At 73.3% G+C, this 12,847-nt stretch carries 13 protein-coding genes; 5 read left to right on the top strand and 8 right to left on the bottom strand.

The window, feature by feature from the left end:
• Window positions 1–168: 168 nt before the first annotated feature.
• Window positions 169–1,389 (bottom strand): helix-turn-helix domain-containing protein, encoded by a 1,221-nt coding sequence (locus ACIPLC_RS22405; protein WP_400474757.1) that lies wholly within the window; start codon window positions 1,387–1,389, stop codon window positions 169–171.
• Between the two features lie 254 nt (window positions 1,390–1,643).
• Here ACIPLC_RS22405 and ACIPLC_RS22400 point away from each other — a divergent pair, with 254 nt between their 5' ends.
• The 3 genes from ACIPLC_RS22400 (at window position 1,644) to ACIPLC_RS22390 (ending at window position 3,010) form a co-directional block, all read left to right on the top strand.
• On the top strand, window positions 1,644–1,832 hold the full coding sequence (locus tag ACIPLC_RS22400) for a transposase (protein ID WP_363624643.1): 189 nt from the start codon (window positions 1,644–1,646) through the stop codon (window positions 1,830–1,832).
• 49 nt (window positions 1,833–1,881) lie between these two features.
• Window positions 1,882–2,049 (top strand): hypothetical protein, encoded by a 168-nt coding sequence (locus ACIPLC_RS22395; RefSeq protein WP_363588048.1) that lies wholly within the window; start codon window positions 1,882–1,884, stop codon window positions 2,047–2,049.
• Between the two features lie 238 nt (window positions 2,050–2,287).
• Window positions 2,288–3,010 (top strand): class I SAM-dependent methyltransferase, encoded by a 723-nt coding sequence (locus ACIPLC_RS22390; RefSeq protein WP_400474756.1) that lies wholly within the window; start codon window positions 2,288–2,290, stop codon window positions 3,008–3,010.
• Window positions 3,011–3,110: 100 nt separating this feature from the next.
• On the opposite strand, the gene hutI is transcribed toward ACIPLC_RS22390, so the two are convergent.
• The 4 genes from hutI to hutU are packed head-to-tail and all read right to left on the bottom strand — an operon-like array spanning window position 3,111 to window position 8,559.
• Window positions 3,111–4,286, bottom strand: a complete 1,176-nt coding sequence (gene hutI / locus ACIPLC_RS22385; RefSeq protein WP_400474755.1) for an imidazolonepropionase — start codon at window positions 4,284–4,286, stop codon at window positions 3,111–3,113.
• A 33-nt stretch (window positions 4,287–4,319) separates the two neighbouring features.
• Window positions 4,320–5,699: a formimidoylglutamate deiminase gene (locus tag ACIPLC_RS22380; protein WP_400474754.1), complete on the bottom strand. Its 1,380-nt coding sequence runs from the start codon at window positions 5,697–5,699 to the stop codon at window positions 4,320–4,322.
• Window positions 5,690–6,871, bottom strand: coding sequence for an allantoate amidohydrolase (locus tag ACIPLC_RS22375; RefSeq protein ID WP_400474773.1), 1,182 nt, complete (start codon window positions 6,869–6,871; stop codon window positions 5,690–5,692). Before ACIPLC_RS22375 ends, ACIPLC_RS22380 begins: the two co-directional genes overlap by 10 nt.
• A gap of 17 nt (window positions 6,872–6,888) precedes the next feature.
• A complete protein-coding gene (gene hutU / locus ACIPLC_RS22370; protein WP_400474753.1) occupies window positions 6,889–8,559 on the bottom strand; it encodes a urocanate hydratase in 1,671 nt (556 codons plus the stop codon).
• A gap of 438 nt (window positions 8,560–8,997) precedes the next feature.
• On the opposite strand from hutU, the gene ACIPLC_RS22365 reads away from it, so the two are divergent.
• The gene (locus tag ACIPLC_RS22365; RefSeq protein ID WP_400474752.1) at window positions 8,998–9,183 is read left to right on the top strand and encodes a hypothetical protein; all 186 of its coding nucleotides are present in this window, start codon (window positions 8,998–9,000) and stop codon (window positions 9,181–9,183) included.
• A 1-nt stretch (window position 9,184) separates the two neighbouring features.
• On the opposite strand, the gene ACIPLC_RS22360 is transcribed toward ACIPLC_RS22365, so the two are convergent.
• Both ACIPLC_RS22360 and ACIPLC_RS22355 read right to left on the bottom strand, forming a co-directional pair.
• Complete coding sequence (locus ACIPLC_RS22360) at window positions 9,185–9,508, bottom strand: hypothetical protein (protein ID WP_400474751.1); 324 nt, start codon at window positions 9,506–9,508, stop codon at window positions 9,185–9,187.
• Window positions 9,509–9,567: 59 nt separating this feature from the next.
• Window positions 9,568–10,437, bottom strand: a complete 870-nt coding sequence (locus tag ACIPLC_RS22355; protein WP_400474750.1) for a MurR/RpiR family transcriptional regulator — start codon at window positions 10,435–10,437, stop codon at window positions 9,568–9,570.
• Between the two features lie 206 nt (window positions 10,438–10,643).
• Here ACIPLC_RS22355 and ACIPLC_RS22350 point away from each other — a divergent pair, with 206 nt between their 5' ends.
• Window positions 10,644–11,069 carry a hypothetical protein gene (locus ACIPLC_RS22350; protein ID WP_400474749.1) on the top strand — a complete coding sequence of 142 codons (426 nt, stop codon included), beginning with the start codon at window positions 10,644–10,646 and terminating at the stop codon, window positions 11,067–11,069.
• A gap of 116 nt (window positions 11,070–11,185) precedes the next feature.
• Here the strand turns inward: ACIPLC_RS22350 and hutH are convergent, their stop codons facing one another.
• A complete protein-coding gene (hutH, locus tag ACIPLC_RS22345; RefSeq protein ID WP_400474748.1) occupies window positions 11,186–12,769 on the bottom strand; it encodes a histidine ammonia-lyase in 1,584 nt (527 codons plus the stop codon).
• Window positions 12,770–12,847 lie beyond the last annotated feature (78 nt).

Here is a 12,847-nt window from a genome sequence, read left to right as displayed (position 1 = left end):
CGTTCCGGCGGCCTCTTGCTCCCCGCAAGAGGCCGCCAGCAGGGAGAATGCGTCCAAGTCGGCAGAGCTGGGTTCCACCTGCGGCCAGAGGATGCACTCTTGACCGTTGCCGCCGGACGCCGCTGATCGATTTCGCCACCAGCGTCCACCCCGCAGGGACCGTCATCCCTATGCGACGCCTGTGCGCGCCGCAAGCTCCCGCACGCCGGGCACCGTGACCGGCGCGTACAGCAGGTCCGCTGTGAGCGCCCGCAGAGCAGGCCGGCGCACCTCCTCCGGGGCGACCTGCTCGGTGAACCGCAGCAACGTGAACGTCTTGCGGTGGGCGCCGAGGCGGTGCCACATGCGCGCACAGTCCGTGCCGTACCGAGCCCGGCGCTCAGCGGTCGGCAGCTGGCCTGGCGCGATCCGCGCCGCATACGGCACGCCCTCGTCGGGGGTGCCCAGCGCCGTGTGTACACCGATCCAGTACAGGTCCACCTGGGCGCTGGTGGCGTCGACCGTGAACAGCGGGGAGCCAGGCAGGAACCTGGCGCTGGTCAAACGGTCGACGGCGTCCTCGGCACCCGCCATGAGGTCGAGGGCCGCACCTCGGCGCTGTCCGCATGCAGCCGTGTAGGCGGCCGTCATCAGCAGGGTCGCCGCCACAGCCCCGGACACGTCGCCTTGGCCCTGCGAGAGCGAGTGTGCGGTGCGACGCAGGAGATCGACGGCGGCGGCCGGGCGTCCGGAACGCCGCATCGTGATCGCCAGAACCCGAGCCGCCTCTCCGTGCACCACCGGGTCTCCGCTGGCCTGGGCCGCCGCCAAAGCCCGGTCCGCTGCCGGCCACGCGACATCGGAGTGAGCTTTCAGCGCGAGCTCCGTCGCCAGCACCCAGGCGCGGGCCACACAGGCATGGGCCTCCTCACGGGACCGGCCGGACAAGGCCTCACGGGTCGCGTGCGCCGAGCCCAACAAACCGGGCAGGAAGTCGCTGAGGTTCTGGTAGCGCGCCGCCGTGAAATGTGCGCGCGCCGAGGTCAGCGACGCCTTGATCTGCTGCAACGACATGGGTGCGGACGGTTCGGGTTCGTACAGGGCCCCAACGATCCGGGCCGACGCGTCCGGACGCGCGGCAGCAACCGAGGCGGAGGGAAGCGCGGACACCCCAGCTGCCGCCATGCCGGCCACGAGCAGCTGCCTGCGGAGCATGGCGTCCTCCTGATCCAGGGTCACATCCCGTGCCAGCGTAGCCGGTCGGCCCAGCCCAATGGCGTCAAGAGGCAGGTCCAACGTCTGGGCGATCCGCAGAAGCGCCTGCTCGGCCGGCCGGAGCGCGCCCGCCTCAACCCGGCTGATCGCGAACGCGGAGTAGCCACACGCCCGGCCCAGCTGGGTCTGAGTCATACGCCGCGCACACCGAGCGGCCCTGATGACCGCCCCGAGCTGACGTTGCCGTGACATGGCGTTGCCTTTCGACTGCGCGGAGTGTCCACCGTATCGACAGGACAGCGCCCCCAAACAGGGCGTGCACGAGGTGTGCGGGGCACGCACACGGCATGCGGGAGCCCCCGGCGGCATCCGTGTCTGGACCCGCAGCCGGGTTTCCTGGGTGATGCCCGGCCGGCGCACTTCTGCCACTCCATCCTGAGGGAGACGTCATGAGCAGCGTCCTGCTGGACAAGCCCGTCACCGAGACTGAGCCCGCCACCGCCCCGACGCCCAGTACCCTGCTGGAGCGGGCCGACGAGCCGAGTGCCCGCGCCTGCCCGGTCTGCGGATCGAGCGCCACCTACCAGACCATGGACGGCCGATGGGGCTGCACCGCGTGCGGCTCCACCTGGGCCTGACCCCGGGGAGGATCCGATGGCGGACTGCACGCAGTGCTCTGCTCCTGCAGTGATCGAGGATCTCGACGTACACCCGCCACAGCCCTGGTGCCTCGGATGCGCAACCACCCTCGTACGAGCCGGCGATCCGGTCATCAACTACCGCTCGCTCAACGGTGAGTGCGACTACGAGCGTGTCTTGGCCGGTGGCAGCACCCAGGTCCTGCGCTTCGGCTGACAGGTCGAGTACAAGGACGACGGCACCGTGCTGCGCACCGCCCAGCTCATCGCAGCGGACGGTTGGGACGTGGACCTGCCGCTGTGGGCGGATGCCGCCAAGTGCAGCCCCTGCCACCCCGGCAACGACTCGCACTGACGGGATAGTTGCGGTGGCCCCAGGCTCAGTCCGGGGCCACCGCGACCCGGAAGGGTGGAGTTCACCCGAACCCCTGCGCCGGCGCACACCGGGCGCGAGGATGACCCGGGTGACGACCACCCCCTCTCGTACCCAAGCTGTCGCGCCGGACCTCTGGCACCACTACGGCCGCGCCCGCGCCGACACCGAGCGGACCGTCCCCGGCGCCTTCCACTGGGTCTGGGCCCAGGACGGCGGGCCAGGAGTCGAGGTGCTGGGGGACTTCACCGGCCTCGTCGTGGCCGACCTCGGCGCGGGCGCCGCCCGTCATGCCGCCCACCTCGTCACCCACTACGCTCCGGCTCGGGTCGATGCCGTCGATGCCTCCCCCGCGCAGCACGCGATGGCCTGCGACCTCTACGGCCACCTCGCACCGCACCTGCGCACGGTACGCGCCGACGCGACCGCGCACCTGGAGGAGCATCCAGACGAGTACGACGTGCTCTACTCCGTGTTCGGCAGCCTCGACTTCGCCGACCCCCGCCGACTGCTTCCGGCCGCTGCCCGCGCCCTTCGACCCGGCGGACTGCTGGCCGCCTCCACTCTGGGCCACTACCTCGGTGGTGCCCCCGCTGAACCGGACGTCCAGCACGCCGACGTTCCGGCCCGCACCACGGACGGCGCCCCGGCAACCATGCACCGCTGGGTTCTCCAGGAGACCGTCTGGACGAAGCTGTTGGACGAGTCGGGGTTCACGAAGATCAGTGTCGACCGGCTCCCTCCTGCCGTACCGGGTGCACGCGCTGCCGACACCCTGCTTGTCTGCGCCTACCGTCAGCCCTGATGACCCCGGAAGAAGTTGGCATCGGGGCCTGCTGGCCCTTCCGCCGCCACCTGAGCAGGACGGCCCCCGGGGGCGCGGGGGCCGTCTACGGTCCCCGGACTCAGACCTCCCGGACGCCCGCGCGCCAGACCGCCGCCGTCAGCGGCACGCCCGGGCGGTAGGCCAGGTGGACGTGCGAGGGCGCGTCCAGCAGCAGCAGGTCCGCCCGGGAGCCGACCGCGACCGTCCCGACGTCGCCGCGACGCAGCGCGTGGGCGCCGCCGGCCGTGGCCGCCCACACCGCCTCGTCCGGCGTCATCCCCATCTCCCGGACCGCGACCGCGATGCAGAACGCCATCGAACTGGTGAAGCTGGAGCCCGGGTTGCAGTCGGTGGAGAGTGCCACCACGGCCCCCGCGTCGAGCAGCCGCCGCCCGCTCGGGTACTCGGCGCGGGTGGAGAACTCCGCACCCGGCAGCAGCGTCGCGACCGTCGCCGACCCCGCCAGCGCCGCCACGTCCTCGTCGGTCAGGTGGGTGCAGTGGTCCGCCGAAGCGGCCCCCAGCTCCACCGCGAGCTGCACGCCGGGCCCGTACGTGAGCTGGTTGGCGTGCACTCGCGGCGTGAGGCCCTTCTCGATCCCCGCCGTCAGAACAGCCCGCGCCTGGTCGCCGTCGAAGGCGCCCTGCTCGCAGAACACGTCCACCCAGCGGGCGTGCGGGGCGCAGGCGTCCAGCATCTCGCCGGTGACCAGGTCGACGTACCCGGCCGGGTCCTCGGCGTACTCGGGCGCGACGACGTGCGCGCCCAGGTAGGTGGTCTCCGGGGTGTGCCGCGCGGCGATCCGCAGCGCCCGGGCCTCGTCCTCGACCGTCAGCCCGTAACCGGACTTGCACTCGATCGTGGTGGTGCCCTGCCGCAGCGCCTCCCGGACGAACCGGGCCAGGTTGGCGTCGAGTTCGGCGTCGCTCGCGGCCCGGGTGGCCGCCACCGTGGTGCGGATGCCGCCGGCCGAGTAGGACTGCCCGGACATCCGGGCGTTGAACTCGGCGGTCCGGTCGCCCGCGAACACCAGGTGGGCGTGCGAGTCGACGAAGCCGGGCAGCAGCGCCCGCCCCTCGGCGTCGAAGCGCTCGTCCGCTGCCGGGGCCTGCGCCGCCGGGCCGACCCAGGCGACGGTGCCGCCGTCCAGCACCACGGCCGCGTCGGTGAGCAGGCCGAGCGGCCCGGTGCCGTGCCCGGGGTCGTTGGTGACCAGGCTGCCGATGCCCGTGATCAAGGTGGTCCTGCTGCTCAAGACGAAGCCTTCCGGGGGAAGTTGGAGAACGACTCAGTGGTCCAGGGCGCCGATCGAGTCCCGCAGCGCGCCCGGCACGTCCGCGACGAGCTGGTGCACGCCGTCCCGGACGATCTGCCGGCCGCCGACCACGACGTGCCGCACGTCGGCCGCCGAGGCCGCGAAGACGGCGGTCTCGGCGCCGAGCCGGGGCGGCGGGCCCGCGGTGCGCACCGAGTCCAGGGCGATGACGGTGAAGTCGGCGAGCGCACCGGCCTCGACCCGCCCCGCCTCCGGCCAGCCGAGCGAGGCGTGCCCGTCCTCGGTGCCGGCCCGCAGCAGCAGGTTGGCCGTCCAGTGCCCGCGGGTGCGGGTGCGCAGCCGCTCGTCCAGCTCCAGGGCGCGGGCCTCCTCGAACGGGTCGATGACGGCGTGGCTGTCGCTGCCCAGGGTGACCGGGCAGCCCGCCGAGGCGAGCCGACGGGCCGGGCCGATGCCGTCCGCGAGGTCCCGCTCGGTGGTGGGGCACATGCAGATGGTGGTGGAGGTGTCGGTGAGCAGCCGGACGTCCTCGTCGGTGAGGTGGGTGGCGTGCACGGCCGAGGTGCGCGGGCCGAGCACGCCGTGGTCGGCGAGCAGCCGGGTCGGGGTGACGCCGTGCGCGGCGAGGCAGGCGTCGTTCTCGGCGGTCTGCTCGGACAGGTGGACGTGCAGCGGCGCCTCGCGCGCCGCCGCCCACTGCGCGACGGTGCCCAGTTGCTCGGCCGGGACGGCCCGCACCGAGTGGACGGCGGCGCCGATCCGGGCGTGCTCGCGGGGCTTGAGCGCGTCCGCCCGTACGGCCCAGGCCTCGGCGTCGCCGTCGCTGAACCGCTGCTGCGGTCTGGTCGGCTCGGCGCCGAAGCCGGCCGACAGGTAGCAGGTGTCGAGCAGGGTGATCCGGATGCCGGCCCGGGCGGCGGCCTCGATCAGCGCCTCGCCCATCGCGTTGGGGTCGTCGTAGCGGGCGCCGCCGGGGGCGTGGTGCAGGTAGTGGAACTCGCCGACGGCGGTGACCCCGGCCAGCGCCATCTCGGCGTAGACGGCGGTGGCGAGCGCCAGGTAGCGGTCCGGGTCGAGCGCCCCAGCGAACCGGTACATGGTGTCGCGCCAGGTCCAGAAGGTGCCGGAGCCGACCTGGACGTGGCCGCGCAGCGCCCGGTGGAAGGCGTGCGAGTGGGCGTTCGCCTGGCCGGGCAGCAGCAGCCCGTCGAGGCGGACGGCCCCGGGCGGGCAGGGCCCGCTGTCCGGGGTCACCGCGGTGATCCGGCCGCCGGGGCCGACGGTGATCAGCACGTCCGGCTCGACCACCGGCCCGTTGTCGTACGGCAGCCAGGCGTGCTGCGCCCAGTACGCCACCGGCTCGGCCCCCGAGGTCAACGGGTTCAGCGACACGCCAGGTCCTCCAGTACGTCGGCGAGGGCGGCGACCCCGGCCAGGCAGTCGGCCTCCTCGGCGTGCTCGGCCGGGGAGTGCGACACCCCGCTGGGGTTGCGCACGAACAGCATGGCGGTCGGGACGGCCGACGCCAGGATCCCGGCGTCGTGTCCGGCGCCGGTGGGCAGCACCGGGGCGTCCAGCAGCTTGGCGAGCCGGTCGCGCAGCGGGCCGTCGAAGTCCACCACCGGGGTGTAGGACTCGCGGGTCAGCTCCACCCGGACGCCGTCGCGCCCGCCGCGCTCGGCGGCGGCCTGCTCGATCTCCTCGACCAGCGCGGTGAGCGTCGCCTCGTCGGCGGCCCGGGAGTCCAGCCAGCCGCGTACCAGCGAGGCGATCGCATTGGTGCCGTTGGGCTCGACCGCGACCTTGCCGAAGGTGGCCAGCGCGCCCGCCTGCCGGGCCTTCTTGCGGGCCGCGAGCACGGTGTTGGCGTACGTCAGCATCGGGTCGCGGCGGTCCTCGATCCGGGTGGTGCCGGCGTGGTTGGCCTCGCCGTGGAAGTCGAACCGCCAGCGGCCGTGCGGCCAGATCGCGCTGGCCACGCCGACCGGCCGGTCCTCGGCGAGGAGGCGGCCCTGCTCGACGTGGAGTTCGACGAAGGCGCCGATCCGGGCCAGCCGGTCGTCGTCCGCGCCGATCGCGCCCGGGTCGTAGCCGGCCCGCTCCATCGCGTCGGGCAGCCGGACGCCGTCGGCGTCGCGCAGCTCGTACGCGGCCTCGCGGGAGAGCACGCCGGCGGAGAGGCGGGAGCCGATGCAGGCCACGCCGAACCGGGCGCCCTCCTCGTCGCCGAAGTTGGTGATCGCCAACGGACGGGTGAACTCGGTCCCGCGTGCGCGGAGTTCGTCCAGGGCCGCGAAGGAGGAGACCACGCCGAGCGGACCGTCGAAGGCACCGCCGTCCGGGACGGAGTCCAGGTGCGAGCCGGTGACGACCGCCCCGCCCGCGCTCGGATCGCCCAGCCAGGCCCACTGGTTGCCGTTGCGGTCCAGCTCGTAGGCGAGGCCGCGGTCACGGGCCTGCTGCTCGAACCAGGCCCGGCACTCGGCGTCGGCGGAGTTCCAGGCGAAGCGGCGGTAGCCGCCGGAGGCGGCGGAGCGGCCCACGGGGAGCAGCTCCGCCCACATCTCTTCGAACGAGGACGTCACAGCTCACCCATCGGGACGCGGACCCCGCGCTCGGCGGCGACCTCGGTGGCCCGGTCGTAGCCGGCGTCCACGTGCCGGATCACGCCCATGCCCGGGTCGTTGGTGAGCACCCGGCGGATCTTCTCGCCGGCCAGCGCGGTGCCGTCGGCGACGGTGACCTGGCCGGCGTGGATCGAGCGGCCGATGCCGACGCCGCCGCCGTGGTGGATGGAGACCCAGGACGCGCCGGAGGCCACGTTGACCATGGCGTTGAGCAGCGGCCAGTCGGCGATCGCGTCCGAGCCGTCCAGCATCGCCTCGGTCTCCCGGTACGGGGAGGCGACCGAGCCGCAGTCCAGGTGGTCGCGGCCGATCACGATCGGCGCGGACAGCTCGCCGGAGGCGACCATGTCGTTGAAGCGCTCGCCAGCCTTGTCGCGCTCGCCGTAGCCGAGCCAGCAGATCCGCGCGGGCAGGCCCTGGAAGTGCACCTTCTCCTGGGCCATCTTGATCCAGCGGTGCAGCGACTCGTTCTCCGGGAAGAGGTCGAGGACGGCCTTGTCGGTCTTGTGGATGTCCTGCGGGTCGCCGGACAGCGCCGCCCAGCGGAACGGGCCCTTGCCCTCGCAGAACAGCGGCCGGATGTACGCGGGGACGAATCCGGGGAAGGCGAACGCACGGTCGTAACCGGCCAGTTGGGCCTCGCCGCGGATCGAGTTGCCGTAGTCGAAGACCTCGGCGCCCGCGTCCTGGAAGCCGACCATCGCCTCGACGTGCCGGGCCATCGACTCGCGGGCCCGCTGGGTGAACTCGGCGGGCTTGGCCGCCGCGTAGTCCGCCATGTCGTCGAAGGCGACGCCCACCGGCAGGTAGGCGAGCGGGTCGTGGGCGCTGGTCTGGTCGGTGACGATGTCGATGGGCGCGTCCATCGCGAGCAGCTGCGGGACCAGCTCGGCGGCGTTGCCCAGCACGCCGATGGACAGCGGCTGCCGCTTGTCGCGGGCGGCGGTGGCCAGCTCCAGCGCGTGCCCGAGGTCCTTGGCCTCGACGTCCAGGTAGCGGTGCTCGATCCGGCGGGCGATCCGGGACGGGTCGCAGTCGATGCAGATCGCCACGCCGCCGTTCATGGTGACGGCCAGCGGCTGGGCGCCGCCCATCCCGCCGAGGCCGGCGGTGAGGGTGATGGTGCCTTCCAGCGTCCCGTTGAACCGCTTGTTGGCGACGGCCGAGAAGGTCTCGTAGGTGCCTTGCAGGATGCCCTGGGTGCCGATGTAGATCCACGAGCCGGCGGTCATCTGCCCGTACATGGTGAGCCCGAGGCTCTCCAACCGGCGGAACTCCTCCCAGTTGGCCCAGTCGCCGACCAGGTTGGAGTTGGCGATCAGCACCCGTGGCGCCCACTCGTGGGTCTGCATGACGCCGACCGGCCGCCCGGACTGGACCAGCATGGTCTCGTCCTGCTTCAGCCCCTCCAGCGTCCTCACCATGGCGTCGAACGACCGCCAGTCCCGCGCCGCCTTGCCCGTCCCGCCGTAGACCACCAGCTTCGACGGGTGCTCGGCGACCTCCGGGTCGAGGTTGTTCATCAGCATCCGCAGGGCCGCCTCCTGCTGCCACCCCTGCGCCGTCAGCCCCGTCCCCCGCGCCGCCCTGACCTCACGCGGCCCGCTCGCCTGCTGCTGCACCATGTCCCCGGCCTTCCTGCGGATGGATTCATTCAGATTCAGCTCGACTGAATATATCCAAACAATCAGCTCCCGGCCAGACCCCGAACCCATCCGATCAGCGCCCGCGCCGGTACGCCCGCCAGCCGTACCCTGAGGCCGGAAACACCAGCCACTCGGGTCAGCAGAGGACACCATGGCGACCATCCCCCTACTCCCCGGCAAGCTCCGCCACGCAGCAGAAGCGATCGAGCAGAGCACCGGACTGCGGGTCGAGATCATCGGAGGCACCCTGCTGCTGTCTCCGCCCCGCCGAGGCAAGCACGCCGGCACCGTGCGGCAGCTGCGCGAACGGATCGGATCACGGCTGCCCGGCCTCGGGGCTTACGAGGCGGCATCCATCGCCTTTCCAGGCGACGAGGACGACTACGCGACGCCCGACCTGGTCGTCCTACCCGCGCGGTGGGAGAACCAGCATTCCTCGCGGTCGACCCCCGCAAGGGTGTCTGGACACTTCGCACCCACCCCCGCGACGGCGAGTACCAGGGAGTGCTGCACGGCAAGTACGGCGAGCCCGTCCCGCTGCCCGCGCCGCTACCCGCCGAGCTGGACACCTCCGTACTGCCGCTGTACGCACCCCGCGCCTGAGTCACGCCGCGGCGTCGCCGTCCCAGTCGATGCCGATCTCGGCGAGCCAGCGGCGGTCGTCGGCGTCGGGGGCGGGCGGGGACGGCGGGCGGGGGATGTTCTGGATCGGGCCGAGGCCGTACTTCTCGGCGGCCGCGGCGGCGGCGCGGGCGTCGGGTTCGATGACGCCGACGTGCACGGCGGACTCGTCTCCCGGGTCGAGGACGGTCAGTTCGGGATCGGGCAGGCGCCGCAGGGTGACGCGGCGTCCGCAGGTGGGGCAGGACCATTCGTCGACACCCGAGGCCAGGCGGGCGACGAACTTCATCTCGTGGATCACGCGCATGGGCGGCACCCCCTGCTGTAGGGGATGCCCGGGTTCGTGACGGCTACTCCCCGCCGTGTCTACTCCAAAAACAGGCCACGTGCCGCGGCGGACTGCTCGATGGCCTCCAACCGGGCCTCCGCGCCCGGGAGTTCGTCACACATGCGCTGCAACAGCACCCGGCCGAGCATCATCGGCGCGCACGCGGTGTCGAAGACCAGCCCGGTGCCGACGGCCGCCGGCAGCATCAGATCGGAGAGCTTGGCGACCGGCGCGAAGGCGCTGTCGGCGACGGTCAGCACCGTCAGCCCGCACTCGCGGGCCACCACCAGCGCGTCCATCAGCTCCCGCGGGTAGCGCGGCAGCGCGAAGCAGAGCAGCGCGGTGGCCCCGGCCGCGGCGGCCTGTTCCAGCCGGTCGGCGAGCATGCTGCCGCCCTCGTCGAGGAGGCGGATGTCCGGGTGCACCTTGGCGGCGAAGTACGCGAAGCCGCGCGCCTGCGCGGAGGCGGCCCGCAGGCCGAGCACCGGCAGCGGGCGGGAGGTGGCGAGCAGCCGGGCGGCGCGGGTGATCGGCTCGGGGTCGGCGAGGAGTTCGGCGAGGTGGCGCAGGTGGGCGATCTCGGCGAGCACGGCCTGCTGGTGCTCGTTGCGCACCGCGTCGTCGGGGGTCTCCGGCGCGGCGGTCTCGCCCGCGCCGAGTTCGCGCAGCTGCTTGCGCAGCGCCGGGTAGCCGTCGTAGCCGAGGGCGACCGCGAAGCGGGTGACGGACGGCTGGCTGACCCCGGCGAGTTCGGCGACCTCGACGCTGGAGAGGAACGGCGCCTCGGTGGCGTGCCGGACCAGCGAGTGCGCGATCCGCCGCTGGGTCGGGGTCAGTCGGTGGCCTTCGAACAGCTGGAGCAGCCGGGCGGAGGGGCCGACCGGGCCGGCCTCGTCGGTGGCGGTCATCAGCGGTACCTCCGGATGCGAGCGATTCGGACGACGACTGTGCAGCAGCGCGTCGCACCTGGCAAAGACGTCTCGTACGGCGGGACGCCGGGTGAGACGCCCCGAGCGGGACGGAACTCGGGGTAACCCTGAATTCTCCCTGAACCCGCCCGGATTCCCCCACCAACGGATGGACCGCGTGCCCGGCGCGGGCCCAGGCTGTTCCCATGGACACTCGCCAGGACGACCTGCGGCGCGACCTCGACGCCGCCCTGCACGCTCGCAAGGAACTCGGCAAGGAGTACGAGCCGGAGCTGGTCGACTCGTTCCTGAGCCGCCTGGACGCCCGCCTGGACGCCCGGGTCGAGCGCCGGGTGGCCGAGCGGATGGACGACTACGAGCCCGCGCACCGGCGCCGACCCCACCGCCCGGGGCCGGGGCCCGGCAGCTCCGGCACCCGGCTGGCGGTGATCTCGCTGGTCCTCGGCATCCCGCTCACCGCGATCGCGGCCAGCCCGCAGAGCGGGGGCTTCGTCGGCCTGATCGTCAGTTGGGCGGGCATCGTCGGGGTCAACTTCGCCGCCGCGTTCGGCAACCGCCGGGACCGGGACGAGCCGCGGGCCCGGTCCCGGTCCCGGGACGACTGGGACTGAGCCCCGCCGCCGCCACCAGGCCCCACCGCCCCGACAGGCCCGCCGCCCCCACCGGACCCGACGGCCCGTCACGCAGGCCACACCCGGCCGCACCGGTCGAACCCGGTCACACCGGGTCAGGCCAGCGGCCCGGTGACCCGCTCCACCGCCCGCACCAGCTCCCCGGAGGCGACCAGCGCCGCGGCGGCCTCCAGGTCCGGCGAGAGGAAGCGGTCGCGGCCGGCGCCGCCGACCCCCGCCTCCCGGGCGGCGGCCATCGCGGCCGCGGTGGCCGGGGCCGTGCGCCCCGCGCCGTCCGCCTGCTGGCGGATCTCCAGGGCGCGGGCGGCGGCGGTGAGTTCGACGGCGAGGATCCGGCCGAGGTTGTCGACGGCCTGGCGCAGCTTGCGGGCGGCGGACCAGCCCATCGACACGTGGTCCTCCTGCATCGCGGAGGACGGGATCGAGTCGACCGAGGCCGGGACGGCGAGCCGCTTGTTCTCGCTGACCAGCGCCGCCTGGGTGTACTGGGCGATCATCAGGCCGGAGTCCACGCCCGGGTCGTCGGCCAGGAAGGCCGGCAGGCCGTGCGAGCGGGCCTTGTCGAGCAGCCGGTCGGTGCGGCGCTCGGAGATGGAGCCCAGGTCGGCGGCGGCGATGGCGAGGAAGTCCAGCACGTACCCGACCGGGGCGCCGTGGAAGTTGCCGTTGGACTCCACCCGGCCGTCCGGCAGCACCACCGGGTTGTCGACCGAGGCGGCCAGCTCGCGGGAGGCGACCAGCTGGGCGTGGGCGAGGGTGTCCCGGCCGGCGCCGGCCACCTGCGGGGCGCAGCGGATCGAGTAGGCGTCCTGGACCCGCGGCGCGTCGTCCTGGTGGTGGCCGGTGAGGCCGGAGTCCTTGAGGACGGCCAGCATGTTGGCGGCGCTCAGCGCCTGGCCCGGGTGCGGGCGGATCGGGGCGTGCAGTTCGGGGGCGAGCACCTTGTCGGTGCCGAGCAGCGCCTCCAGGGTCATCGCGGCGGTGATGTCGGCGGTGGTGAACAGCCGTTGCAGGTCGGCGATGGCCATCACCAGCATGCCGAGCATGCCGTCGGTGCCGTTGATGAGGGCCAGGCCCTCCTTCTCCAGCAGTTCGACGGGCTCGATGCCGGCGGCGGCGAGCAGTTCGGCGGCGGGCTTCTCCACACCGTCCGGGCCGGTGGCCACGCCCTCGCCCATCAGGACCAGCGCGCAGTGTGACAGCGGCGCGAGGTCGCCGGAGCAGCCGAGCGAGCCGAACTCCCGGACCACCGGGGTGATGCCCGCGTTGAGCAGGGCGGCCATGGTCTGCGCGACCAGCGGGCGCACCCCGGTCCGGCCGGAGGCCAGCGTCTTCATCCGCAGAAAGACGAGTGCCCGGACGACCTCGCGCTCGACCGCCGGCCCCATCCCGGCCGCGTGCGAGCGCACCAGCGACCGCTGGAGCTGTGCCCGCAGTTCGGGGCTGATGTGCCGGACGGCGAGCGCGCCGAAGCCGGTCGACACGCCGTAGACGGGGCGCGGTTCGGCCGCGAGGGCGTCGATCCGCGCCCGCGCCGTCGCCATCTCGGCGAGCGCGTCGGGGCCTATCTCGACCCGGGCGTTCCCCCGGGCGACGGCCAGCACGTCCTCGGCGCTGACGTCGGCCTTGCCGACCTGGACCAGCGGAGCGTCGGGGGCCACAGCACTGTGCATATCCATATACACCATCACATCAGGTGAATGAAGATATGACAACAGGTGGTCGCCATCCTAACCGGCCACGGTTGCGCGCCCCGT

Origin of the sequence: Kitasatospora sp. NPDC086801, assembly GCF_044745805.1 — a bacterium.
GTDB lineage: Bacteria > Actinomycetota > Actinomycetes > Streptomycetales > Streptomycetaceae > Kitasatospora.
Note: the sequence above shows the minus strand (reverse complement) of the source record. Positions and strands in the feature narration are given on the sequence as shown.